Below are 26,368 nucleotides of genomic sequence, written 5' to 3' on the forward strand. Positions count from 1 at the left end.
TCACCTTACTTTCACTTGATTTTAATAGTTTCTCCTACCTCATAATCCAAAGGATTATTCAACACAATAATCCCATCTTTTATGTAATTTCCCGTGACCTCTACATAGGAATCCGATTCCGTACCCTTTGTCACCGATACCTGTTTAACTAAATATCCCTTGTTTTGTTTTTCTGCTATGTAAATACAATTATTATCATTTTTATCTTTAAAAACACTTTCATAGGGAACTTTATATACATTATTTTTTTCTTCTAAAATAATATCCGCTGTTGCCTTCATGCCTATCTTAAGTTTATGATTTAAATCTTTTATTTTTATTTTTACTTCAAATTTTGCCTCTTCATCATTAGAATCATCCTTAAGCTTAAGCATGTCATTATCTTCTTTTTTAGCCATGTCTTCTATTTTTATAATCTCCCCTTGAATAATTTTATCCCCGGTTGAATCTGTTTTCACTTCCACTTTTTGTCCACTTTTAACTTTATCAATATCAGCTTCCTTAACTTCCATAATTGCAACTATATTATCTGTGCTTTGAATTTGAAGTAAACTTCCAGAAGCAGGATTCCCTTCAACTCCATTAACACTGCTGACTATTCCATCAGCGGGAGCCGAAACTGTACAGTCCGACAACTGTTGTTTTTTTCTCTCAAGTGCTATTTGCTGCGACTTATCTTCATAAAGGGATTTAGCCTGTTCATAATTGCTTTTAGCAGTATTCAAATCCAAAATCACCTTATCCTTTATATTGTTCAAAGCTGCCAAAGATTCACTATAGGTATCCTGGGCATTTTTAAAGGAGATTTTACTTTTATTTAAATCCTGCTCTGATATTGCACCACACTGAAATAAAACTTTGTTATTTTCATAAGTATTTTTCTTATCATCAAGATCCAGCTTTGCTGCATTTACTGCCCCTTCTGCAGATGCAATCTGTGAATTTGCACCTTCCCTACTTAATTTTTCTGCATTGTCATAGGCTTTTTTTGCATTATCCAGTTTACTTTTATTAGCTGCCTGTGTAGTTTTTAACAAAGCTTCCATTTGCTCAATTTCTTTTTGCAAGTCTTTGGTATCCAGTAAAGCTAATACATCCCCCTGTTTTACTTCATCCCCTGTCTCTACCTTAATTTCCTTAATTATATTGGATGAAGTTGTATAGACCTCAGTGGTATTGTCACTTTCAATTTGCCCTTTAACATTTATTTTATTTATACTGGTTCCTTTTTTAAGTACCGTATACGCATCACTCTGTAGACCTGACTTTAAAATACTTGCCATTACTACAGTAGTAGATAAAATTAAAATAATTATTATAAATATAAAAAATTTTAGTTTCTTATGTACATTGAAATTAACACTAATCACCTCTTTAAAATAATAATTATTGATAATGAATTTCAATATCAATAATTATTATATCACTGGTAATATTAACAGTAAAGATAAATAATTCAACATATTTTTACTTTATCTTCTTTTTTAGTTTTAAAATACTCATAGAATATACTTTTTACATATAATAAAACCCATATATACAAAATAAGTTCAGATAGAGAAAAGCTTCTTTACGAGCAAACTCCACCTGAACTGCTGAGTGATTTAATACATTTTATAACAATCTATTTAAGTCTTAATTTACAGATCTAATTTATTTTCTATAAGATATGCTATAGCATAGAACATAGCCACTATTATTATTATGGATAAAACTATAAGTGATATATTTAAATCAATTCCCGAAGGTAATACGTCTATAAATATATTATTTACATTTTTCACTTTCAAATTAAATGTTTGTGGAAATATATTTAAAAATATATCTTCCAATTTAACTTGTACTAAAGACAATAATATAAATATACCAAAAGCACCTAATTTACCGAACTTCCTATTTTTTATAGCCACTCTTCCAAGTGTTATGGATAGATATATAGTAAGTAAGAATGTAATATATACTACTAGAACAGACAATATGGCTAACACCCAAAATTGAGGGGTAAAGGCATTAATAAATTGTCTGAGGGCTGTAATATCCAATGCCATAAAATTCTGGGTAAGTTTTAAAATCTGCAGCAGGATAACTGTAAAAATTCCAACAATAATAGACACTATAAGGCATTGGATAATAGCTGTTACAACTTTATTCATCAATATATTCTTTCCACTTTTAGGTGTTGTAAACACAAGATAGGATGTATCCTCATATAAGTCTCTGCTAAATATAGTTACATTCCATATTAAAACCACCACTGATGCAACGCCCCCTATAAGTAAGCTTAAAAAGAATATAGCATCGGAACTCCATACATTTATTCTAGTAAGCAGTGCCAAATTTAAAATTATTATGGTGGAAACCATTATTATAAAATCTTTAAAACATCCCTTAAGATCATATTTTGCTAATTTAAACATTACTAAACACCTCTCTGTATATCTCATCTATGGACATTTTTCTTTCAGCTCTAAGCTCTTCTGCATTACCTGACAGTATTATTTTCCCCTCAGATATAAAGGCTACATCATCAAACAATCTTTCAATATCACTTACAAGGTGAGTAGTTATAACTATGGAACTATTTTCCGTATAATTTTCAAGTATTGCATCCAATATTTTTTCTCTGGTTACAGGATCCACTCCTCCTAATGGTTCATCTAATACATAGAGTTTAGCTTTTCTAGAAAGCACCAGTGTAAGATAAAATTTTTCACACATACCTCTAGATAAAGTCTTAACTTTACTATCCTCTTCCAGGTTCATGAATTTTAAAAGTTCTAGAGCCCTATTTTTATCAAAATCATCATACATATCCTTAAAAAAATCTATGGCATCATTTATTCTCATCCATTTGAAAATATAATCCTTATCCGGTAAATATGAAACCTCGGATTTTGTCTTTACTCCAGGTTTATTTCCATCTATAAGTATTTCCCCGGAACTCTGCTTTAATATGCCTGCTGCAATTTTTAAAAAAGTAGTTTTTCCACTTCCATTTGGTCCCAAGAGTCCTGTTATTTTACCTTCTTCAACTTCCAGATTAAGTCCATTTAAGGCTGACTTTCTAAAATAAGATTTCTTTAAATCCTTACATTTTAAAAGTGGTTCCATTTTTACACCTCCTGCACTTTTTCTTCTACAATTTTAATTATTTCATCAGAAGAAAACCCTAGTTCCTTCATTCCTTTTATAAAATTATATATAATATCTCTTGCCATTTCCCCTTTTAACTTTTCTATCATAGATACATCCTCCCTTAAAAAAGTACCCATTCCTCTTTGTTTATATGCAATATTCTCTCTCTCTAATTCCAAATAAGTTCTCTGAATGGTATTTGGATTAACCTTTAAAGAAGCAGATAATTCCCTTACAGAAGGAATTTTATCCCCAGGTTTTAATTTCCCATTTATTATTTTTCTCTTTATAATGTTCATTATTTGAATATATATTGGTGTATTAGGTTCAAATTCATCATTCATTTTATCACCTCCGCATATAATAGTGTTCTATTATAATAATACACTAATTCTATCATTTAGTCAATATTTTTAAATACCAAAAGTTTAAGTAAGAAATGAATTAACCTGTATGGTAACAAAAATAAATGGCCACTGGTTACAATGGCCGTAATATATTCATGTATTCTTTGTTACGAAGATACCATTTTTAAATATTTTCTCAACTGAAAAAGAAAAAAAGTAAATGATTATAAATATAAAGGGGAAGGCATAACGACCTTGACCTTCCGTAATAAAATATACAGAAGTGAACATATAAAAGCAAATCAAGCTATAAAGATCGTAAGAATTAATATTTTCTTTTTTTAATAAGTTAACAATTACTTTTTTGCTGTATATAATTATATATATAATTGCTATTGTAAATAATATTGCTTTTGTCAAAAATGCATAGACAATTAATAATATTTCAATATATCTATTCAAATTTGCTCCATTTAAACTAAAAAGTACATCGTCAGCAATAAAATATGTATTAAATAATCTTTTAAATCCAAGTTCTACAAATTGTAATGGATGATTGATTATCCAGTTTTTAGCTGATGTAGTTAAAATTTTATTTTTTTGCGTCATATTAGCTTCAATATATTCTTTTTTTAACACAACTGAATTTTCTACTTTTTCAGCAGACATCCATCTACCATATTTATTTTGTGAATTATTATTTATGTAAAGTACAATGCCTCCATTATTTGAAATAAAAGTAAGCTGACCTATAAATTTCGTATTTCTATATATCCATGGTGAAATACAAATAATACTGATTAGTAATATTATAGTGGTATGTTTTAATACGTGTACAATACTATACTTTAGAAACAACTCTACTATAAAAATAACTAAAAAGAAAATAATAAAAAAAGGCTTTATCATAGCGTTAATAGCTACAAGTATTCCAATTAAAACATATTTTAATTTAGTATTACTATAATATATCAATGTTATTGTAAGCAATATGGTAGTAAATAATATTTCAGTTGCTATTATACTAGTATAAAAAATATTATTAGGGAAGAAAACAAATACCGTATAAATAACTTTTCGTCTAATTTCGCTTAAATTTATTTTATTCAATATTTTGTAAATTAATATATAATTTATAAGTGTTAAAGTTACATTGAAAATTTTAGCTACTGTTAAATTAATTCCAAAAATTGAATATATAAATCCTAGAATAATTGAATATCCAACACTTGTATATGTATCTCCCCATTCACCACCCTCAGCGATTTGTTGTGCAAGTTTATTGTAGTAATGAAAATCAGAAAATGGTTGTGTATTAACTGTTATGATCCAAATAATGCAAATTAACAATCCCAATATTGCTATTGTATTATAATAATTTTTTCTAAGACCATTCATTGGTATCACTCCTGTAATTTTATAATTATTCAGGTTCTATAAGTTCTAGATATGGTTAAGCCTTCTTTGGCACCTGTTCTTCCAACTGTTTGATTTAGAGCTGCCGATATAAGTTCAGTTCTCATATGGTTGTCCATGGCCCAACCTACAAGCCTGCGGCCATATAAATTCATTACACCAGCTAATATTGTTCATTCATCCATATCATTCCTTTCACTTTTAGTATAGCACGAGTTTACCGTGTCTATCAAAGTGGGTAAGAGACAACATTTACCAGAGATAGACTTGAATATGTTGAAAATCAGATGGCTGCGAATGAATAATTCACCCGAAACTTTTTAAAGTTCCGGGTTTTTAAATAATTTGAAAAGCACTCTATAGTAACACATCCATTCTATAATTTAGTCAATATTTTTATAGACTAAAGAATGACTATGGTTTAAACCATAATCATTTAAAATGCGTAATTAAATTTATTTAGCATATACAAACTTATATAAATAGAATACTATCGTTTACCATATATGAAATAGCTCCTTTTTTATGTCCCGGAAATACAATAGCTTTTATTTTTATATTTCCTATATTTAATACATCTCCATCCTGTACTTTTAAATATTTTGTTTTGTTCTTCTTCTTTTTATTGAATTCCATATGTTTTAATTTTTCATCAAATACTTTTGAGGGTATGTAAATATTTGAATTTTTAAATAATTTAATACCTCCCATGTTATAGAAATGGGGATAAGTTATAAATACATTAGAAATAGATTCAGGTTTAATGTTTATTTTACCTAATTCCCTATTTACAACACAGGGAATAAAACCCGAATTAAAACATACAGCAGCTCCATAATTGGAATAAATAAAAAAGTTAGAAACAAGTGTTCTCACTACATATATATTACCTGATATCTTACGAGTCTTACCTAATTTAAATACCATATGTTTTCTCCCCTATTTATATCCTTCGTTATTCATGGTAAAATATTTTTTCTAATTGTATCATATCCCATTTCTATTAATTTATACACCCTTACTATCAATTTACAGTTCACAATTATAGCTTGATTTTAGTTATTTAATAATTCACGTGTATCAGCCAAAATTTTATATTTTTATCACTCCATCCAAGATCCCAAGGTACTTTATTTCTGTCTGTATTATGACAGCTTACCAGAGAATATCCTCTGCAGTCTGCACCTGTCACCATTGATATATGAGTAATATCTCCTTTTTTTTCATATGCTACAAAATCTCCTGGAAGAAGCTTGTAAGAAGCCTTGTAAACTTTCTCATAGCTGCCATGGGCAATAACTGAAGCTCTTCCACTGTATATCATATAATCTTTAAATCCATCTGCATTCAGCCAGGCGCTAGTAGCTCCTGAATTATCATAATTCCAGGAATGATTTTTTCTGAATTTCCCTCCTTCATGTAATATTTGGGATGCAAAATTAGCACAATCTCCCCCCTGAGAATTATAATTTCTATATTTTTTATTATATACATAACCATGTTTTTTTTCTGTAGCTATGCCGCAGTATTTATCTGCATATTCCACTGCAGATTTTCTTCTATCTCCTATATTTGAAAGCTCTCTTTCATTTTGAGACAGTATATATTGTTTTATGGAATCAACTTTTAAGTTATCTAAATTAAGAGAATCTGCAAAAGGATCTTTATACCACTCCTTAGTTATTATCCATCTATTGTCCTTTTTGGCCACATTTAATACATGGGAGGTTCCTATTCTACATCTATTTATAATTTCAGGACAATTTTCATATACATATTTATATTCTGTTGAACATATCAAATTTACAGAAAACTTGTCATCTTTTCTCCTAATTCTTTTTATTACTATGTCAGGAGTAATATCTGTAAACCTCACCCCCTGCTTTTCTTCCCAATTTTCAAGATATTTTTTCTTGGTCTCTTCATGTTCATAAGCCCAGGTGCCATATTTTGTGTTTTTGTCATAGCTAACTTCTATTAATTTTAAATCTCCATTTAATATGGCCTTATTTCTATTTCGAAATATTTCCTGTATGGAATTTGATATTTCTTCTTTAATGAGAGTTTCCTCTTCCTGTGCTTTTATATAAGGCGATATGCAAAATATAAATAGAATTATTACAATAAACTGTATAAAATGTTTCTTTAGAAAAAATTTCATAGTTGTACTCCTCATATAATTATAATTTAACAGTTATCAGAGTTCATATAATTTTACAATTATTATTCCCATTAAAAATAATAATCACTCTGTAAATTTCAGGTGTTAAATATGTTAATTTATAGCTTTTCATCTATTTTTTTTATACAGTTTTTCACCATTTCGTCTTCACAGGGTACATTTCCATACCAGAGCTTATCATTTTTATTCTCGTGTTTAAAATATTTAGTTTTTAAGATTATTTCCGGTCTATACTCAAAATGCAAAATATCAAAGTGGCTCCACTTTCCTCCCCAGACAAAATTATTTTTTTCAAATATTTCTACGATTTCTTTAGGATATTCTTTTAGTCTGTTATCTCCCTCTTCCTTAGATACCCACTTCCAATAATCTCTTCTATCTCTGGCAAGATCTATAGCTATTCCAAAAGCATGAGGACTTAATAAACTAGTTCCAGAAATACACCTATAATTAAATGTGCCACTGCCTGGAAATAAGCATCTTGAAATATCTGCTCTTTTTTGTGACAGCGGAATAAGTTCTTTCATAACATTGTCCAGGGATTCTGAAGCATCATTGTTTCCATTAAATTGAAAACTACCATATCCCAGGTTAACTCTTTTCAAATTAGCTTCCACAGAACTTTTACTGAATCCATATGCTTCCTTCAATAGTGAATAAACTCTAAATCTCCCCGGATCCATATCCTTATCCATAACTTTATTTATGAAATCCTCTGGATAGGGCTGTTCCATCATATCCTGTAGATCTGTGTTATTCAACTTTTCTTCAAAACTCTTTTTCTTCTTATCATCATATAAAACTTTTTTGCCGGATTTAGTAATTAAATATACATTTTCATTACTGTCTTTTTCTATATCAACTATATAATCCTTATATGCCATCATAAGACATAAAATATCCTGTTTCATTGTAATATCATAATTACTTGACAGAGCTTTTACAGGACTTGACCACAGACAGCTGAATATTATGATTAAAATCATTTTTTTCATAAAATATGTCCTCCAATCTTTGAAATATATAGATTTATATTGTACACTCTATATTAAGCTTATACATTGGAGTTATTACCGAATTTAGCTTATATAAATATTGTAGCCAGTGGTATAGAAATTTTAACATTTTACATGCAAATTTCTATACCACTGGCTACCTATCTAATATAAGGTAAAATAAGTTTCACCATGCTTTCAATTAAATTTAACTCTTTAGGAGAGCATGTCTCCAGTAACTTATGTAATACACTGCTCTTTTTCTTATCAACTGCTGAATTATATTCTTTAAATTCCTCTTTTATAATATTTTCATTATTTTTACATTTATCCTTTCCATATATCAAATAATCTGTTGTTACACAAAGAGAATTTGCTATTTTAACTAGTGCCGTAAGGCTCATTTGTCGTTCCCCTCTCTCCAGTTGTCCAATATAAAGTGCGGAAAGATCCACAATTTCAGCAAATCTTTCTCTTGTCAAATCTAATTTTTCTCTATTTTCACGAATTCTAATCCCCATTTCCTGTTTATTGATTATATTTATCTTCTTCATTTGTCTTCACTCCTGTCTAAACCTCTTAAGATAACTTTATACATAACCATTAATTAGATAAATAAGCTTACTGTAAACAAATATTATTTGCATTTAGCATATTTATTGTGTAAAATTAATTATGTAATTAATCTGCAAACTTAAATTTTAGAATAAGATACAATTATATGTAAATTAGAGAGAAGCTATCTGCTATTTCAAATTTTAAACTATACATTTGGAGTGTTAAATTTGTCAAAAAAAGATATTTATAAACTAAGAAAAAAATTGAATTTATTAATTCGTGAAAGAGATAATTTAGATCGAGAAATTTTAGAAGTAAATAATAAACTGGACAAAATTATAGGAGAGCTTATGCATGAAAATATAAAAAGTACTCTGGATACAGAATAACTTCTCAAAAATCTAGTTTGTAGAATTAAAATGATAAAATCGTTGATGATTTACAATTTATCAACGATTTTATTATTTTTGTTTATCTGTAACTATATATTTATAATTTTTTTATTTAAACTTCCCTGTAGATATTCACTCATAGGTCTATATTCTATGGTTCCTCCCTTTTTATCTACCAATATGGCATCTGCATAGACGTCGGCCGTATCTATGCAGGTAAATACCACTTTGTCATGAGCCAGGGCCGTATGCCTTAATTTAAACCCTTCTCTTGTACCATCATATCCCTGAGTAGGTATATTTATAACTATATCTATCTTATCTTCTTTTATATAGGATATGGCATCTTCTATAGAAAGCTTACTGCACTTTATGCCTTTGGCATTTAAAAATTCAAAGGTTCCAGAAGAAGCAAGTATATTGAAATTCAAAGAATTATATTTTTTAATTACCTCTAGAGAACTGCACTTATCTCTATCATTTACACATACATATAAATTACCTTTTTCAAGGATTTCAGCTCCAGCTGCCTTAAAAGCCTTGTACATTGCCTTATCCTTATCAAAATCAACTCCTAAGACCTCTCCTGTGGATTTCATTTCCGGTCCCAAAGCTACATCTACTCCAGGTAGTTTTTTACTGGAAAATACAGGCATTTTTACAGCAAAAATATTACTGTATTTATACATGTCCTGTTTATAATTAAATTCTTTTATTTTTTTACCCAGCATAACTTCAACAGCTATTTCCACCATAGGAACATCTGTAACTTTACTCAAAATAGGTACAGTCCTTGATGCTCTTGGATTTACCTCTATTACATATATCTTATCTCCATCAAAAGCGTATTGAACATTTAAAAGACCTTTAACATTTAATTCTCTGGCTATACTTACCGTATACTCTTCTATTCTCTGACACACCTTTTCAGGTAAATCGGAAGCAGGATATATAGCTATGCTATCCCCTGAATGTACTCCTGTTCTCTCCACATGTTCCATTATCCCTGGGATTATTAAATCCTGTCCATCTGATATGGCATCCACTTCTATTTCCCTTCCAAGTATATATTTATCTACAAGTACAGGATGCTCTTTAGATAAATTTACAGCCTCTTTTAAATATCTTTCTAATTCTTCAGGATTATAAACTACCTTCATAGCCCTTCCGCCTATTACATAAGATGGCCTTACAATAACTGGATACCCTATTTCAGAAACCAGTTTATAAGCTTCTTTCAAACTGGTTACGGACCCTCCTATAGGAGAATTTATATTGAGTTTTTTAAGGAGTATCCTGAATTTTTCCCTGTCCTCTGCCAGATCTATGGACTCAAAAGAAGTTCCAAGTAAATTTACTCCCCTGTCATTTAGTTTTTTAGATAAATTTAAAGCAGTTTGTCCCCCAAATTGTACTATAACCCCATCTACTTTTTCTTCATTTATTACATTCATTACATCATCTATATAAAGGGGATCAAAATACAATTTATCTGAAATATCAAAATCCGTACTTACAGTTTCAGGATTGTTATTTATTATAATAGCTTCATATCCTGCCTTTTTTATAGCCCATACGCCATTAACACAGCAGTAGTCAAATTCTATGCCCTGTCCTATTCTAATGGGACCGGAGCCTATTACAAGTATTTTTTTATTATCTGAAATAACATTATCATTTTCAAGATCATAGCAGGAGTAATAATAGGAAGTCTTAGCTTCAAATTCACCGCTGCAGGTATCTACCATCTTATATACCACTCTTATGCCGTTTACTTCTCTAAGCTGCTTTAAATCTTCCAGCTTCATACCCATCAAATTACAGATGTATTCATCTGTGAATCCCATTAATTCTGCTTGATGAATGATATCTACATTTGGTACATTACTTACCAATTTATTTTCCATATCTATAATATTCTTTACTCCACATATAAACCATTTGTCTATTTTAGTTATTTCATAGAGTTCATCTACACTTATTCCTTTTCTAAGAGCTTCTGCCAGAGCAAAAAGTCTCTCATCATCTTCTTTTTTTAATTTATCTATTATTTCAGATAAATTCATGTCTTCAAATTTATCCAGTTTTAACCCTACTATCTTTCCTTCAAGACTTATTACTGCCTTTAAAAGAGCACTTTCAAAACTCCTGTCTATTGCCATAACTTCACCAGTAGCTTTCATCTGGGTTTTGAGAGTTCTATTGGCAGTCTTGAACTTATCAAAAGGCCACTTAGGCATTTTAACCACACAATAATCCAGTGCCGGCTCAAAAAGAGCACTGGAATTTCCTGTAACATAATTTTTTAGTTCATCTAAAGTATACCCTATAGCTATCTTAGCTGCTATCTTGGCTATAGGATATCCTGCAGCCTTTGAAGCCAGTGCACTGGATCTGCTTACCCTTGGATTCACTTCTATAACCATATATTCATTGCTGCTTGGGTTTAGTGCAAATTGAATATTGCACCCTCCTTCTATTTTCAACTTTCTTATTATCTTTATAGAAGATCTTCTAAGCATTTGATATTCCCTGTCTGTAAGCGTCTGTGACGGTGCAACTACAATACTGTCTCCTGTATGTATTCCTACAGGATCCATGTTTTCCATATTACAAACTACCATACAATTATCTTTTTTATCTCTCATTATCTCATATTCAAGTTCTTTCCATCCAGCCAGACTTTGCTCTAACAATATCTGATTTATAGGACTCTCCTCCAGCCCATTTTTACATATTTCCAGGTATTCCTCATAATTGTTTGCAATTCCTCCTCCAGTTCCTCCAAGAGTATACGCTGGTCTTATTATAATAGGTAAACTAACCTTGTCTAAAAAGGATTTGCACTGCTCTAAATCTGTAGCAATAGTACTTAAAGCTATAGGTTCTTCTATTTCTTCCATTAAATTTTTAAAACTTTCCCTGTCCTCGGCATTTTTTATTGATTCAGTTTTTATTCCAAGAAGCTCCACATTATACTTTTTTAATATACCAAGTTTGCCAAGTTCCATAGCCAGATTAAGAGCTGTCTGTCCCCCAAATCCCGCCAGAACCCCATCTGGTCTTTCTCTTTTTATTATTGCCTCTAGTGATTCAACAGTCAAAGGTTCTACATAGGTTTTATGTGCAATATTTTTATCTGTCATTATAGTAGCAGGATTACTATTTACAAGTACTGTTTCTACACCCTCTTTTTTTATGGCTTCACAAGCTTGTGTTCCTGAATAGTCAAATTCTGCTGCCTGGCCTATTATTATAGGACCTGAACCTATTATTAAAACCTTCTTCAAGTTTTCTCTTAACGGCATTATATCACTTCTCCTTGTTATTTATACTAAAGTCATCAAACTTAAAAATTTATCAAACAAATAGCTTGTATCAGTAGGTCCTGGAGAACCTTCAGGATGAAACTGAACTGAAAATATAGGTAAAGTTTTATGTCTAAATCCTTCTACTGTATTATCATTTAAATTAACATGAGTTATTTTTATATTGTTTTTATCTAAACTATCCCTTTTAACAGCATAGCCGTGGTTTTGAGATGTTATAAAGGATTTATCCGTATCACTGTCACACACACCGTGGTTGCCACCCCTATGCCCAAATTTCATCTTATAAGTGTCTCCTCCAAGTGCAAGAGACAAGAGCTGATGTCCAAGACATATGCCAAATATAGGAACAGTATTTATCATCTTTTTTATTACTCCCACCACATCATATACATCTTTAGGATCTCCCGGTCCATTACTTAAAAGTATACCTTTAGGATTCATGCTCATTATGCTTTCATAAGAAGTATTATATGGAAATATAGTTATATCACAATTTCTGCTCTTTAGATTTTCAATAATATTATTTTTTATGCCAAAATCTAACACTGCCACTTTAGGACCATTTCCCTTAATCTTTTTTATAAAAGGGGTACTTACCTGAGCCACCAACTTTTCATCATCATAAAAATTCAACATATTCTTTATTTCATTTATAGATTCATTCCTGCTGCATATGACACATTTCATAGTTCCGCTGGCTCTTATTTTTTTGGTTATACTTCTAGTATCTATACCACTGATGCCTACAATATTGTTTTCTTTTAGGAATCCTTCAAAACTGTTTTCACTTAAATAATGAGATGTATCATTATACATATTCTTTACTACTATACCTTTTACCTGTATTTTTTCCGATTGACTAGAATTATAATTTATGCCATAGTTGCCAATGTAGGGATAGCACATAGTTATTACCTGCCCTGCATAGGAAGGGTCTGTAAGTATTTCCTGATATCCTGTCATTGAAGTATTAAATACCAGTTCTCCCACAGTTATTCCCATCTGTCCTATGGCCTTTCCCATAAACACAGTGCCATCTTCTAAATATAATATGGAATTCATAATATTACCTCTTTTCAAATATTTCCTGAGCTCAAAGTTGCTACCATAACTGCTTTTATAGTATGTAATCTATTTTCCGCTTCTTCAAATACTATAGAAATTTCTTCATTTTCAAATACATCCTCTGTAACTTCCAATGCCTCATAGCCAAATTCTCTATATATTTCCTCTGAGACTTCAGTCTCCCTATTATGAAAAGCTGGAAGACAGTGCATAAACTTAACTTTTTTGTTTTGGCAGGCTTCAATTAACTTCATATTTACCTGATAAGGCATTAAAGTTTCTATTCTTTTTTTCCAGAGGGATTTTTCCTCGCCCATGGAAAGCCACACATCTGTATATATAATATCTGCCCCTTTTACACTTTCATATATATTTTCACTAATTAATATATATCCCCCATTTTCTTTGGCCATCTTTTCACACTCTTTTACCAGTTCACCTTCTGGAAAAAGTTCTTTGGGAGTTATTATTTTAAAATTCATTCCCATTTTCGCAGCACCTATCATAAGAGCTTTTGCCATATTATTTCTTCCATCACCAATGTAGACAAAATTTATATCTTTTAAAGGTTTATCTACATTTTCCTGTATAGTTAAAAAATCTGCTAGAACCTGAGTAGGGTGATCTTCATCTGATAGCCCATTCCAAAGGGGTATGCCCGAATACTTTGAAAATATCTCCATATCTTTTTGAGAAAATCCTCTGTACTCCACACCATGAAACATTCTTCCCATTACTCTGGCAGTATCCTTTATAGACTCTTTTTTACCCATGTGGCTTCCTGTAGAACCTATATAGGTTACATTTGCACCTTGGTCATAAGCGCCAACTTCAAAGGAACATCTAGTTCTTAAAGAATCCTTTTCAAATATTAATGCAATATTTTTTCCCTGTAGTCTTTTCTTTTCTTTTCCGCTGTATTTTTCTTCTTTTAATTTTTTAGAAAGTTTAAGCAGGTATTCTATTTCTTCTGGCATAAAGTCCTTTAAAGTTAAAAAACTTCTACCATATAAATTGTTCAAAATATCTCCTCCTAAGTTAATCTTTATAGGCATCAAATCCAAACCATTTTACAGAAAGCTTGGATAAAGTTCCATCCTTTTTCATATCTCCGATTATTTTATCCACTTCATTTTTAAGAGAATCATCTTCTTTTCTATAAGCTACACCCATAGGCTCTTTACTTAATATGCCCTCCAGCATTTTAAATTCGTCTTTTTTCTTCTGGATATAATATCCTCCTACCTGTTGATCTATTATGGTAGCATCTACTCTGCCTATTGACATATCTTGAAATGCTTCAGTTATCTTATCATATTTTTTTAATTCTTTAACCCCTTTTATACCATTTGCTACATTTTCTCCAGTAGTTCCAAGTTCACAGGCTATAACTTTTCCCTTTAAATCATCTACTCCCTTTATATCTTCTCTTCCATTCTTAACTGTAATAACCTGTCCGCCCACTACATAAGGTGTAGAAAAATCAGTAGTCTTTTTTCTCTCATCCGTTATACTTATGGAAGCAATGGCTGCGTCAAATTTTTTGGAATTAAGGGCTAGTATAATTCCATTGAAATCCATAACCAAAAACTCTGCTTTTACCCCCAGTCTCTTTGCAACCTCATTGGAAAAATCCACATCAAATCCCACCAGCTGACCATTTGAATCTCTAAATTCCATAGGAGGATATCCCTCTTCAGTTCCTATAACAATTTTTCCTGACTTTTTTATATTTTCCAGTAGGTTAGAACTTGTATCTTTTTTAGTGCTGCTTCCACAACCTGTGAATAATATTGCACCAAATATAACAGTTATTATAATTGCAGTTATTTTTTTCATTATCAGTCCCCCAAATTTAAATAAGTTCATTTCATTTTTCTTTAAAAAGTTTTTTATTCTGTGATTAAACTCACCTTAACCTTTTATAATTTAATTGCCTAATATACCTTATAATTATACATATATACTAATAATAATTCAATACAATTTTAAAACTTTTTATTTCTAAATAGTTTTTATAATACATGTCACTTGTCATCCTTGATATTTATGCATATACATTCATTAAATTTGAATTGTAACCTATAAAAATACATTTCTTTATAATCTATGTAACCTAAATATTTTTAATCCCTGAATATTTATTTATTCCAATATAAATTAATGGGAAACATTTATTACATTATTTACTAAACTACCTATTTTCTCTATATAACATTCTATACTATCTCCTTGTTTTAACACCTTGATAGGAGAAAAGCCCATTCCTACACCACTTGGTGTACCCGTTGCTATAATATCTCCTTCCTTTAAAGTCAATCCTTTAGATAAATCACTTATTATATAAGGTATATCAAAAATTAAGTTCTTTGTATTTGAATTTTGCCTTAATTCTCCATTTACCCAGCATTTTATATCTAAATCTATAGGGAACGGTATTTCATTTTTATGTACTATGCAAGGCCCCATAGGACAAAAAGTATCAAGACTCTTTCCCTTAAACCATTGAATATGACTTCCCTGAAGATCCCTTGCTGATATGTCATTTATTATGGTGTAGCCGAATATATAATTTTCTGCTTCTTCTTTTTTTATATTTTTCCCATTTTTTCCTATTACCACCCCAAGTTCAACTTCATAATCTACCTGATTGGTAATCTCACTTGAAAATTCTATGGAATCTCCATTTCCTATAGCCGGTGATGCAACTTTGGTAAAATATATAGGCGCTTTTGGTATTTCATTACCTGTTATTCTAGTTAACTTTATCTCCCTTGCATGCTCCTCATAATTTTTCCCAAGACAAAATACATTTCTTTTGGGATAAGGTATGGGTGCTTTTAATTTAACTATATCTGGAGATACCCCTTGCAAAGCTTTACTTTTTAAAAATTCTTCTACCCCATTCAATTTATCTTCATCTAAATATTTTATAAGCTCCACCATATCTTTGGGAGGATTTTTTTCCCCAATTTCATAAAATATACTTTTAAAATCCAAAATACTGTTATCCCCTAAAACTCCTATTTTTTCTTTTCCTTTGTAATCATAAGTTACAAATTTCATTTTACCACCTCTTTTAAGATATAATTTTTTACTATAATAGCTCTTATTTTATCATAATTTATACTATCTGGAAGTAATTCTTTTATGGGTTTCAACTTAGATATGCCAACTTTTTCTATGGCCTTTAAAACTTCTCTTTCCTCTGAATAGGTAAATAACTCTTCAAATTTTATATTTATATCCATAACATTTTCTTCTTCAAAATATTTTGTAATATGAGTAAGTATTGTAGATAGGGTAAGTTGTCTTTTTTTCGCAATTTCTTTTATGTCCATATTGTCTCTAAGCATATTAATTGTTATATGATGGGTTTTGGGTTTGTCATTTTTTCTTTCATTTTTACTAGTAATACTACTTTTAAATGACCAGTTGGGCTCAATTTTATTTTCCTCTATATATTTTTTTATAATACTTAAAAATCTTTCACCATATTTTTTTAATTTTAAATCCCCCACTCCTGATATATCCAGTATTTGATTTGAATCTATCGGATACCTTATACTTAGTTCTTTTAAAGTTGCATCTGAAAATACCATATAGGGTGGAATAGATTCTTCCAAAGCTATTTCTCTTCTTAAATTCCTAAGTATTTCAAATAGATCATTATGGGCAGTGATCTTATTTGCTTTAACTGATTCTTTTAAAATTACTTTTTCTTCACCTTTTAAAACTTTTATGGACTGGGTATTTAATGCCACAGTGGGATATTCTCCTTCTTTTAAGGTTATATACTTATGAGCTATAATGGTATTTATAAAATTTGATAATGCTTCTTTTGAATAATCTTTCATTATGCCATAAGTGGATAGTTTATTAAATCCATAGTGAAGTACTTTTTTTTGAGAAGACCCCCTTAAAACATCCACTATCATATTTACTCCAAATTCCCTTTTCATCCTATATACACAGGAGATAACCTTTTGTGCATCTACGGTTTTATCCACGTATTCCCCGGAATTTATACAATTACTACAGTTATCACACTGATTATAATTTACCTCCTCTCCAAAATAATTTAATATGAATTTTCTAAGACAACCATTATAATGCACAAAATCTATCATATGCTGAAGCTTTTTATATTCATTTATTCTTCTTTCTGGAGATTGTATACTCGTTTCTATTAAATATTTCTGGGTAATTACATCCTGTGGAGAAAACATTAATATACACTCACTGGATTCTCCATCACGGCCTGCCCTGCCTATTTCCTGATAATAACTTTCTATATTTCCAGGCATATTGTAGTGAATTACATATCTTACATTTGATTTGTCAATACCCATTCCAAAAGCATTGGTAGCCACTATTATATTTACCTTGTCATACACAAAATCCTCCTGATTTATTTTTCTGTCCCTGTCTGGCAATCCTGCATGATATCTTGTAACAGATAAATCATCTGCCTTAAGTTTTTCATATATATTATCCACTTCTTTTCTGGTGGATGCATATATTATTCCAGACTGTGCTTCATTTGTTTTAACATAATTTGATAAATATTGAAATTTATTTCCCGTTTTAAGACATGATATCTTTAAATTTTCTCTGTCAAATCCTGATATAAAAACAGCCTCTTTTTTCAATTTTATCTGGTTTACAATATCTTCTCTCACTTCTTCAGTAGCTGTGGCAGTAAATGCCGTAACCACCGGTCTTTTAGAAAAGCTCTCTATGAATTTACATATATGTGTATAGCTTATTCTAAAATCATGTCCCCACTGGGATACACAATGTGCTTCATCTACCGCCACCTGTGAAACTTCTATGGTTTTCATAAGCTGATAAAATTCTGGAGAATCTAATCTCTCCGGTGCTACATATAATATTTTTACTTTTCCATTCCTTAAATCTGAAAATATACTTAAAATTTCTTGCTGAGAAATAGAACTATTTATATAAGACGCCCTTATACCTAATTCACTTATGTTATCTACCTGATCTTTCATAAGAGAAATTAAAGGAGATATGACGATAGTTACCCCTTTAAAAAGCACTGCAGGTATTTGATAACATATAGATTTTCCTCCGCCTGTAGGCATAATCGCCAAGGTATCTCTTCCACTTAATATACTTTCAATTACTTCTCTCTGATGCTTTTTAAAAGTTTCATAGCCATAATATTTATGCAGAACTTCTTCAGCATTGCCAATCACTATTACTCACCTCTATATTAAAATTTATTTTATATATTATAGCATATATAGGCTTATGCGTTTTAAATTTGTAGTATGCTTTTAAACGCAATAATACTTTATTCAATATCAAATGATTCTTAAAAGTGCTTATTCCCCACTTTGAAGAAGATGAGGGTATCAAAGATAGCCGCTGTTTTGATAAAAGAAAAGACCTAACAATTTAAAAGTTAAGCCCTCTTAATTATTACTTCTTTAATTTCTTCACTACATCCATAGATAATCCTATCTTGGGTGATATAGTTTCAATATCTTCAGGTACTTTAATTAATATTATCCCTCCAATAATAAATAAAAATATTATACTGAAAACTCCATAATTGCTTTTTCCTGTAATTTGGGTTACTATTCCTACTAAAAACGGCCCTATTATAGCTGCAAACTTTCCGAATATATTATAAAATCCAAAGAACTCATTGGCACTTTCCTTTGGTACCAGTTTCCCAAAATATGACCTGCTTAGTGCCTGTATCCCTCCCTGGGATGAACCTACAAGCATGGCAAGAATCCAAAAATCCAGGGTACTTTGTATAAAATAGGCATATACACAAATAAAAATATAGATAATAACCCCAACATAAAGCATTGTCTTTCCTTTGTATTTATCAGCAAGCCTTCCGTAAAGTATGGAAAAAGGAAAAGCTATAAACTGAGTGAGAAGAAGTATTATAAGAAGGCTTGTACCACTTATACCAAGATCCGAACCATATGAAGTAGCCATTGCTATAATTGTATTCACCCCATCTATATAAAAGAAATATGCCAGTAAAAACAAAAACATTTTTTTATGCTTTTTTATATTTTTTAAGGTACTTTCTAATCTTTTAAAACTATTTATTAGAGGATTGGGTTCAATGTCTATACCATGTACCTGCCTTACATTTTTTATCATAGGTATAGTATATAATCCCCACCATATGGCAGTTAAAATAAAAGATATTCTACAGGCGGTAGATGTAGAAACAGGTATTATACTATATTGAGCCAATATAACAATCGCCATACAGATTATAAAAGGTATTGTGCTTCCTATATAACCCAATGCATAACCCATAGTAGATACATCATCCATTCTTTTTTCTGTTGTAACATCTACTAAAAATGCATCATAAAATATATTGCTTCCAGAATACCCTATTGAATTCAGTATATAAAATAACAACAGAATGTTCCAATGTGTAGTTGGTACTGCAGCAAGTAAACCTGTAAAAGCTATTCCAACAGCAAGAAACATATTAAAAAATTTCATTTTGTATCCTTTATAATCAGCTATTGTTCCAAGGATAGGAGCAATTATTGCTATTATAAGTGTTCCTATGGAATTTGCATATCCCCAGTAGGCTGTGGACATCGACGCACTTCCTCCTGCACTTTTATATATACTCTTAAAGTACAAAGGAAGCATTGTTGATATAATAATCATAGCATATACTGAATTTGCCCAATCATAAAGTGCCCAGCTTTTCTCAATTTTATTAAGTTTTATCATACTAGTATCCTTTCTTAAAATTACTTAACACAGATTATATACACATTTGCACTACATCCTTTTTACTGAACTCACCCGGAAGCATATTATTTTTTCATTAAAATACATTTTAATTATAGTATACATATTTTATAATCTCACTTTCAATGTTAACTTATCGAATTTTGGGGTTATAAATTAATGAATTATACTCATTAGTCTACTAAATAATTGGGTATATTATAAAGTAACTTCCTACTGCCTTATAAAATCTATAAAGTGTTTCATTGTTTCTGTTAAATATTTATTTTTATGATATATAATTTTAAATTGTCTTTTAAATTTAATTTCTTTAACAGGTATTTCACAAAGTGTTCCAAGGACTAATTCATTTATTACTGAACATCTTGAAATAACTGATACTCCCAACCCTTCTGAAACTGCAATTTTTATAGTATCTGTATTATTACATGTCCATGAAATTTGCCATTTTAGATGATTTTCTCTCATCTTGTCTTCAAATGTCCTGCGAGTTCCACTTCCCCTTTCACGAATAATAAATTTTTCCTTTTCAAGTTCATAGGGCTCAACACAATCAAGTTTTGCAAATCTATGATTATTTCCGCATATAAGTACCAATTCATCCTCCATAAATGGCCTGTTTATAATATCTGTATGGGCTGTTTCTCCCTCTACAAGAGCTATGTCAATTTCATCCTGAAGAAGCATTTTTTCAATTTTTTCAGTATTTTCCTCATGTACTTTTATATCAGTTTCAGAATTTACTTTTTGAAACTGTGAAATAAGTTTAGGTAATACATAAGCCCCAATAGTAACACTTGCACCAATACGGATAGAACCATTTTCACTTAAAGTTTTCATATCATTTTCCAATTCCATATTTAATTTAATAATGTATCTGGCATAACCTAATAATTTTTCTCCTGCCTGAGTTATATAAAGCTTTCTTGACAACCTCTCAAAAAGTCGCACACCATAGTGACCTTCAAGTTCAGAAATTACCTGGCTAACTGCTGACTGGGATATGAAAAGCTGCTCTGCAGCTTTAGTCATATTCATTTTGTCACACACAACAACAAATATATTAAAATGTCTTAAAGTCATAATATTCTCCTTATATATTAGTATTTACTTATTATAATAATAATATAATAATATTTTACTTACATAATATCAAGGTATATCATAAAAGTCAGACAGGAGGAAGATATTATGGAAAAAATAATTAACAAATCATATGGTATTATATTTGCACTGATTATAGCAATTCCTGCATGGCTCATTGGAAATATCTTTCCAATTATAGGCAGTCCTATACTCGGAATTTTATTTGGAATGATTTTAGCATTTTGGAAAAAGCCAAACTATCTTAATGAAGGTATAATATACACTTCAAAAAAATTGCTTCAATATTCTATTATTCTTATGGGATTTAGCATGAATCTTTTCAATGTTTTTAAAGTGGGAAAACAAACGGTTGTTTTAATGATTTTTACCCTCTCGGTATCACTTATTACCGCCTATGTTATAGGTAAATTATTAAAAATAAATGACAAGACAGCAGCATTAATAGGTGTTGGTTCTTCTATATGTGGTGGTTCTGCTATTGCAGCAACAGCTCCAGTGATAAATGCAAATGAGCAGGAAGTTGCCCATTCTATATCAACTATATTTCTTTTTAATGCTATCGCTGCTTTTTTATTTCCTCTGATTGGACATCTATTCAATATGAGCAATGAATGCTTTGGCCTGTGGAGTGGCACTGCGGTTAATGATACTTCATCTGTAGTGGCTGCTGGCTATTCTTACAGTAATACAGCTGGCAATCTGGCGGTTATAGTAAAACTTACAAGAACCCTGGCAATTGTTCCTATTACTTTGCTTTTGGCTATTTATACTTCCAAAAAAGAAACTAAAAACAAAAAAGTATCTTACAGTATGATTAAAATATTTCCCTGGTTTGTACTGGGCTTTATAGCTGCATCAGTAATCAATACATTTGTGCCATTTCCAATTGAAGTCACCAAATTTTTATCACAAATTGGGAAGTTTATCATTGTAATGGCAATGGTATCTGTAGGACTAAATACTAACATCAGAGAGCTTGTCCAAAATGCTGTAAAGCCAATTTTTTTAGGTTTTATATGTTGGATAGTTTTGTCACTCACTTCACTTGGAGTTCAACATTTTATAATGTCAATTTTTTAAAATAATAAGATTCAGATGGGGAAAATCAAGTGATTCTTAGGTTCAGGTGGAGTTTGCTTGTAAGGAATACGCATCGTAATCTGAACTTTAGAAGAACTTATCCAGGGGCGTAGCAGTGCTTATCCCCCACTTTAAAGAAGAAGATGGGGGTGTTAGCAATGGTAGCCTTCGGATAAATCATTTTTCTATAGCAAACCCCATCTGAATCTCAAGGTCACTTGTAATAATCTACAAATGTATATTTGTGAACTAAATTTTAATACTGTTGTAATCTAGACTTTAGTATTTCCTTAGGCTGGAAACCCACTATTCTATCTACTGATTTACCATCTTTAAAAATCATCAGTGTTGGTACACCTTGAATTCCATATTTTTGAGCCAGCTCAGCACTTCTGTCTACGTCAACTTTAAACATTTCTACTTTTCCTTTCATCTCTTCGCTCAATTCCTCAAGAACTGGAGCAATCATTTTGCATGGTCCGCACCAAGTTGCAAAAAAATCTACTAATACTGTTTCACTACTATTTAAAACATTCCCTTCAAATTCACTGCTATTTATCACCTTAGCCATAATTAATAACCTCCTCACCGAATTTTATATAATCGTTATATTTATATATTACGATATTGCAATATAAAGATCAATAGTTTTTTTTATTTTTTTCTTCAATATCCATAATTTCTAAACAAGTTTAATACTTTAAATTCAATAATTTTTTATAAACACTGGAGTTCTCATCTCCACATAAACAGATAGCATACTGGATAATTTCTTGTACACATGACTTAGGAACACTAATTGAATTTTCCCTGCTGTAATTTAAAAAACATGTCAACTGATTGTATATCACTTCAGCAATTTTAGTTCCAATAGGATTTTTATGGTTAATATCCCTAATCATATCAGAAAAACCTTTCAACTTTTCCCTGGAAACATCAATTTGTATCCAGTTTGCAGGGAAATTCATAAATACGCTATTATACATACTACCATTATCATCTCTATCATGGTTAAATTCATTATGAAATAATGCATCTAGAGATGTCTGTTCTACTCGAATTCCCGCATTTAATATTACTTCATCATAATTATAATCCATATTATCCAAATTAGCTTTTATTAATAATCCATATTCATATTTATCAATAAAATTTTCTGAAAGTACTTCCTCCTTCCAATGGATATTTAGCACCTCTCCATTTTCTTTAAAAGGAACAAAAAACTGAAAAGCTTTAATTCTATTATTTTTTCTAATATAATGAGCCGGTATTTCAATGACTTCTTCTTTTCCTTCATCTCTATAGCTTATAATAATATCGTATTTAACATCTAACATAACTTTTTTTATATAATCTATTATAATATCTACATGTATTTCCTTATTTAAATATAATTTTATCTCTGTACCAACATCTATATTTTCCTCGCCTTCAATAAAAAAGCATCCATCGTAATTAGGTATATAAAGTTTTAAACCTTCACTACCGTTAAAAAAGTATTTGGTTCTTACTTCTATTTCCCTGCATACCATAAATGAAGACAAAAAACCTATTCCAAAATTACTAATAGGTTCATAACTGATATTTAAATTCCTATACTCATCACCTGAATAGTAACTCCTCCCAATATTAGTAAAATATCTTTCAATTTTATATCTGTCCATGCCTGTTCCACTGTCTTTAATTTTAAAATATAGTCCAGCATTTTTATCTTTTCCAAATTCAATACGAATTGATTTCATAAAATCAATTTCCTCTTTAGCTTCTCTAACCGCTGTGGCATCTATGGAATTTTGAATTAATTCTCTTGCAAATACCTCTTTTGAAGAATATATATTGTCTCCTGTTAACAAAGGCAGCAGAGTTGGTATATAGGCCTCAAAATTACAACTATCAAGTGTATTCTTAAAATTATTCTTATCTATTTTAGGAATTAAATAATACATTTTAAATCCTATTGATTTAAAACAATGTTGAAACTTATCTAGTATTAAATCAAATTCTTTAACAAATAAAACGGCAATTTTATATACTGTAGCCTCATTGCACAAAAACTTTACATAGGCACTTCTTCTATCAGCATTGGATTCAATAGTTATTCTTGGCGCAGGAACATTTGCATGAAACTTATTTTCTTCCATTTTAATATTTACCTTATATTTAATATTTTCGTTATAAAAGTCATCTGCATATTCTGTGAATACCAAATACAAATCTGAAAAAAATATACCAATCATACTAAAGGCTAAATACTGTTTAGTAATTTTATTCATATTTTCATTTAACAATTGATTACACTTATCCGCTAAACTTTTTAAACTTTTTATTTTAAACAAAGAGTGAAAATCTTCATCACTGATATTAAAATGGGGACATGATAAAAAATTATCGAATATTTCTTTCAATATTGATGATGCATACTCTAAATATTGTGTATCCTTTTCTATAATACTTTTATAGTTTAATGTTCTACAACTAACAGAATATAATAAAAACAGAATATTCCTATAATCCCTATCCAAATATTTATAAACATCACAAAATCCAGTTATTGATTCACTGATCCAGTTGATTATTTCCCCACAAGTTTTATAAATTTTAAATAGTTTTTCAAGAGATGTCATATATAACATATACGCATCATAATTTGTAAATTTTAATATCTCTAAAAGTTTAACCACTCTACCTGAAATATTCTTCGAAGGAATCTGCTTTTTAGAAATAGGCTCTAGTGATTCTCCATTGTAAATAAATTTATGTTGAATTAATTTGATATCCTCTCTTTGCTTATAAAAATCAATTATGCTAAAGGTATGCCTATCCTTTCTATCTGTACCAACAGACCCCCCTGCAAATACATCAATAATACTTTCTGTTGTTTCATAATAATCATCTGTAATAAATGGACGCTCTAAATCAAAATGTTTGTGTCCATGTAAAACAGTTTTTACATTCATATATTTTAAATGTTGAATGAAAGCAGTATAATTTCTAACCAGACTTGAATCTCCATACTTTTGTGCTACTTCCGGGAAAAGATAAAAATGATGATGAAGCATGGCAACTATATTGTATCCATTTAATTTTCTAATCTGTCTCTCAATATCTGCTATCTGTGCCATAGATACTTTTCCATAATCATCATATTCGTTTGCCACTTCACCTTCCAACAACTCAATTAACTGTTTTTTATCAATTCCCTGCTTTTTTAATGTTTCTGATTTAATATTTTTATCTATCATATTCAGATATGTTTTGTCAAAAATTTTCTTCTTCTCAATCTGACAGGAATTAAATCCAATAAAAACTATTTTTTCTTCATAATAGGGCCTTAACACTGAATAATTTTTTGTATTATAATATCCTGGTATATTAATATAAAATCTTTTCAGGAAACCATTATATTTACTCCATCTTAATTCATAATCATCTACTCTAATTAGATCATGATTACCCGGTATAAATATAAAATCATCTTTTGTTAATTTATATTCATCTTGATTGAGATTGATTTGTTCTAACAAAATATTAAAAAAAATTACAGCTTCACTAATTAATTTTTCATTAATCTGTACTTGCCCATCAAAAATATCCCCTGTTACAACTACACTTCTAACAGTACATAATCCATTATGGGTTATGTCATAAACAATTTTATATGCTATTTCTTCAGATTTGATATAGGTTTTTCCTATGTGAATATCTGATAAATGCAACACTCTAAAAGCTGACATTTTAATCTTTCCTCCCCATCAAGTGATTCAGAGGTTCAGGTAAACTTTGCTATAGAGAAATACTCATCTCTATCTGAACCTTAGAAGAACTTATCCAGGGGCGTAACAGTGCTTATCCTCCACTTTGAAGAGATGGGGTATTAGCTAATTGCCGCCTTCGGATAAATTACGACAAATGACCTGTAGTCAATTTATTTAGGATTGGTATTTATAATGTAAATGTAGCATAGGCATATTCTATTTAAAGCATAATA

The 26,368-nt window shown here is 30.1% G+C and carries 22 protein-coding genes; 2 read left to right on the plus strand and 20 right to left on the minus strand.

Annotated elements, in window-relative coordinates:
* Positions 1 to 11 precede the first annotated feature (11 nt).
* The 10 genes from BS101_RS13225 to BS101_RS13270 form a co-directional block, all read right to left on the minus strand.
* Complete coding sequence (locus BS101_RS13225; RefSeq protein WP_242951264.1) at positions 12 to 1,370, minus strand: HlyD family secretion protein; 1,359 nt, start codon at positions 1,368 to 1,370, stop codon at positions 12 to 14.
* A gap of 270 nt (positions 1,371 to 1,640) precedes the next feature.
* Entirely contained in the window at positions 1,641 to 2,417 is a 777-nt protein-coding gene (locus BS101_RS13230; protein ID WP_073539250.1) for a hypothetical protein, read from the minus strand.
* Positions 2,410 to 3,111, minus strand: coding sequence for an ABC transporter ATP-binding protein (locus tag BS101_RS13235; protein WP_073539251.1), 702 nt, complete (start codon positions 3,109 to 3,111; stop codon positions 2,410 to 2,412). Before BS101_RS13235 ends, BS101_RS13230 begins: the two co-directional genes overlap by 8 nt.
* 2 nt (positions 3,112 to 3,113) lie before the next feature.
* Positions 3,114 to 3,479 (minus strand): GntR family transcriptional regulator, encoded by a 366-nt coding sequence (locus BS101_RS13240; RefSeq protein WP_073539252.1) that lies wholly within the window; start codon positions 3,477 to 3,479, stop codon positions 3,114 to 3,116.
* 156 nt (positions 3,480 to 3,635) lie between these two features.
* Positions 3,636 to 4,880 (minus strand): hypothetical protein, encoded by a 1,245-nt coding sequence (locus BS101_RS13245; protein ID WP_073539253.1) that lies wholly within the window; start codon positions 4,878 to 4,880, stop codon positions 3,636 to 3,638.
* A gap of 29 nt (positions 4,881 to 4,909) precedes the next feature.
* Positions 4,910 to 5,053 carry a hypothetical protein gene (locus BS101_RS22785; protein WP_156876048.1) on the minus strand — a complete coding sequence of 48 codons (144 nt, stop codon included), beginning with the start codon at positions 5,051 to 5,053 and terminating at the stop codon, positions 4,910 to 4,912.
* A gap of 319 nt (positions 5,054 to 5,372) precedes the next feature.
* On the minus strand, positions 5,373 to 5,825 hold the full coding sequence (locus BS101_RS13255; protein ID WP_073539254.1) for an MBL fold metallo-hydrolase: 453 nt from the start codon (positions 5,823 to 5,825) through the stop codon (positions 5,373 to 5,375).
* Positions 5,826 to 5,961: 136 nt separating this feature from the next.
* Positions 5,962 to 7,059: an amidase domain-containing protein gene (locus BS101_RS13260; RefSeq protein WP_073539255.1), complete on the minus strand. Its 1,098-nt coding sequence runs from the start codon at positions 7,057 to 7,059 to the stop codon at positions 5,962 to 5,964.
* Between the two features lie 119 nt (positions 7,060 to 7,178).
* On the minus strand, positions 7,179 to 8,075 hold the full coding sequence (locus BS101_RS13265; RefSeq protein ID WP_073539256.1) for a M15 family metallopeptidase: 897 nt from the start codon (positions 8,073 to 8,075) through the stop codon (positions 7,179 to 7,181).
* A 161-nt stretch (positions 8,076 to 8,236) separates the two neighbouring features.
* Entirely contained in the window at positions 8,237 to 8,629 is a 393-nt protein-coding gene (locus tag BS101_RS13270) for a helix-turn-helix domain-containing protein (protein WP_073539257.1), read from the minus strand.
* Between the two features lie 231 nt (positions 8,630 to 8,860).
* On the opposite strand from BS101_RS13270, the gene BS101_RS22790 reads away from it, so the two are divergent.
* On the plus strand, positions 8,861 to 9,022 hold the full coding sequence (locus BS101_RS22790) for a hypothetical protein (protein WP_012102718.1): 162 nt from the start codon (positions 8,861 to 8,863) through the stop codon (positions 9,020 to 9,022).
* Between the two features lie 92 nt (positions 9,023 to 9,114).
* Here BS101_RS22790 and carB read toward each other — a convergent pair whose 3' ends face one another.
* The 8 genes from carB to BS101_RS13310 form a co-directional block, all read right to left on the minus strand.
* The gene (gene carB, locus BS101_RS13275) at positions 9,115 to 12,333 is read right to left on the minus strand and encodes a carbamoyl-phosphate synthase large subunit (RefSeq protein WP_073539258.1); all 3,219 of its coding nucleotides are present in this window, start codon (positions 12,331 to 12,333) and stop codon (positions 9,115 to 9,117) included.
* 21 nt (positions 12,334 to 12,354) lie between these two features.
* Positions 12,355 to 13,419 (minus strand): glutamine-hydrolyzing carbamoyl-phosphate synthase small subunit, encoded by a 1,065-nt coding sequence (gene carA, locus BS101_RS13280; protein ID WP_073539259.1) that lies wholly within the window; start codon positions 13,417 to 13,419, stop codon positions 12,355 to 12,357.
* Between the two features lie 14 nt (positions 13,420 to 13,433).
* On the minus strand, positions 13,434 to 14,444 hold the full coding sequence (gene argF, locus BS101_RS13285; protein ID WP_073539260.1) for an ornithine carbamoyltransferase: 1,011 nt from the start codon (positions 14,442 to 14,444) through the stop codon (positions 13,434 to 13,436).
* Positions 14,445 to 14,460: 16 nt separating this feature from the next.
* Positions 14,461 to 15,261 (minus strand): ABC transporter substrate-binding protein, encoded by an 801-nt coding sequence (locus tag BS101_RS13290; RefSeq protein ID WP_073539261.1) that lies wholly within the window; start codon positions 15,259 to 15,261, stop codon positions 14,461 to 14,463.
* Between the two features lie 321 nt (positions 15,262 to 15,582).
* Entirely contained in the window at positions 15,583 to 16,488 is a 906-nt protein-coding gene (locus BS101_RS13295) for a fumarylacetoacetate hydrolase family protein (RefSeq protein WP_073539262.1), read from the minus strand.
* A complete protein-coding gene (gene recQ / locus BS101_RS13300; protein WP_073539263.1) occupies positions 16,485 to 18,644 on the minus strand; it encodes a DNA helicase RecQ in 2,160 nt (719 codons plus the stop codon). Before recQ ends, BS101_RS13295 begins: the two co-directional genes overlap by 4 nt.
* Positions 18,645 to 18,870: 226 nt before the next feature.
* Entirely contained in the window at positions 18,871 to 20,172 is a 1,302-nt protein-coding gene (locus BS101_RS13305; RefSeq protein ID WP_073539264.1) for an MFS transporter, read from the minus strand.
* A 234-nt stretch (positions 20,173 to 20,406) separates the two neighbouring features.
* Positions 20,407 to 21,276, minus strand: coding sequence for a LysR family transcriptional regulator (locus BS101_RS13310; protein ID WP_073539265.1), 870 nt, complete (start codon positions 21,274 to 21,276; stop codon positions 20,407 to 20,409).
* 108 nt (positions 21,277 to 21,384) lie between these two features.
* On the opposite strand from BS101_RS13310, the gene BS101_RS13315 reads away from it, so the two are divergent.
* Complete coding sequence (locus BS101_RS13315) at positions 21,385 to 22,380, plus strand: YeiH family protein (RefSeq protein ID WP_073539266.1); 996 nt, start codon at positions 21,385 to 21,387, stop codon at positions 22,378 to 22,380.
* A 256-nt stretch (positions 22,381 to 22,636) separates the two neighbouring features.
* On the opposite strand, the gene trxA is transcribed toward BS101_RS13315, so the two are convergent.
* On the minus strand, positions 22,637 to 22,951 hold the full coding sequence (trxA, locus tag BS101_RS13320) for a thioredoxin (protein WP_012102728.1): 315 nt from the start codon (positions 22,949 to 22,951) through the stop codon (positions 22,637 to 22,639).
* Between the two features lie 121 nt (positions 22,952 to 23,072).
* Entirely contained in the window at positions 23,073 to 26,114 is a 3,042-nt protein-coding gene (locus BS101_RS13325) for an ATP-binding protein (RefSeq protein ID WP_073539267.1), read from the minus strand.
* Between the last annotated feature and the right edge of the window lie 254 nt (positions 26,115 to 26,368).

The organism is Clostridium kluyveri (assembly GCF_001902295.1).
GTDB classification, from domain to species: Bacteria; Bacillota; Clostridia; order Clostridiales; family Clostridiaceae; genus Clostridium_B; species Clostridium_B kluyveri_B.

Excerpts from the sequence above, each read along its gene's own strand:
- BS101_RS13265 (WP_073539256.1), bottom strand. The coding sequence starts at position 8,075 with ATGAAAAAAATGATTTTAATCATAATATTCAGCTGTCTGTGGTCAAGT.
- BS101_RS13230 (WP_073539250.1), bottom strand. The coding sequence starts at position 2,417 with ATGTTTAAATTAGCAAAATATGATCTTAAGGGATGTTTTAAAGATTTT.
- BS101_RS13235 (WP_073539251.1), bottom strand. The coding sequence starts at position 3,111 with ATGGAACCACTTTTAAAATGTAAGGATTTAAAGAAATCTTATTTTAGA.
- BS101_RS13310 (WP_073539265.1), bottom strand. The coding sequence starts at position 21,276 with ATGACTTTAAGACATTTTAATATATTTGTTGTTGTGTGTGACAAAATG.
- BS101_RS13315 (WP_073539266.1), top strand. The coding sequence starts at position 21,385 with ATGGAAAAAATAATTAACAAATCATATGGTATTATATTTGCACTGATT.
- BS101_RS13295 (WP_073539262.1), bottom strand. The coding sequence starts at position 16,488 with ATGAAATTTGTAACTTATGATTACAAAGGAAAAGAAAAAATAGGAGTT.
- BS101_RS13270 (WP_073539257.1), bottom strand. The coding sequence starts at position 8,629 with ATGAAGAAGATAAATATAATCAATAAACAGGAAATGGGGATTAGAATT.
- BS101_RS13305 (WP_073539264.1), bottom strand. The coding sequence starts at position 20,172 with ATGATAAAACTTAATAAAATTGAGAAAAGCTGGGCACTTTATGATTGG.
- BS101_RS13255 (WP_073539254.1), bottom strand. The coding sequence starts at position 5,825 with ATGGTATTTAAATTAGGTAAGACTCGTAAGATATCAGGTAATATATAT.
- carB (WP_073539258.1), bottom strand. The coding sequence starts at position 12,333 with ATGCCGTTAAGAGAAAACTTGAAGAAGGTTTTAATAATAGGTTCAGGT.
- BS101_RS13240 (WP_073539252.1), bottom strand. The coding sequence starts at position 3,479 with ATGAATGATGAATTTGAACCTAATACACCAATATATATTCAAATAATG.
- trxA (WP_012102728.1), bottom strand. The coding sequence starts at position 22,951 with ATGGCTAAGGTGATAAATAGCAGTGAATTTGAAGGGAATGTTTTAAAT.
- BS101_RS13325 (WP_073539267.1), bottom strand. The coding sequence starts at position 26,114 with ATGTCAGCTTTTAGAGTGTTGCATTTATCAGATATTCACATAGGAAAA.
- BS101_RS13290 (WP_073539261.1), bottom strand. The coding sequence starts at position 15,261 with ATGAAAAAAATAACTGCAATTATAATAACTGTTATATTTGGTGCAATA.
- BS101_RS13245 (WP_073539253.1), bottom strand. The coding sequence starts at position 4,880 with ATGAATGGTCTTAGAAAAAATTATTATAATACAATAGCAATATTGGGA.
- carA (WP_073539259.1), bottom strand. The coding sequence starts at position 13,419 with ATGAATTCCATATTATATTTAGAAGATGGCACTGTGTTTATGGGAAAG.
- BS101_RS22785 (WP_156876048.1), bottom strand. The coding sequence starts at position 5,053 with ATGAATTTATATGGCCGCAGGCTTGTAGGTTGGGCCATGGACAACCAT.
- BS101_RS13260 (WP_073539255.1), bottom strand. The coding sequence starts at position 7,059 with ATGAAATTTTTTCTAAAGAAACATTTTATACAGTTTATTGTAATAATT.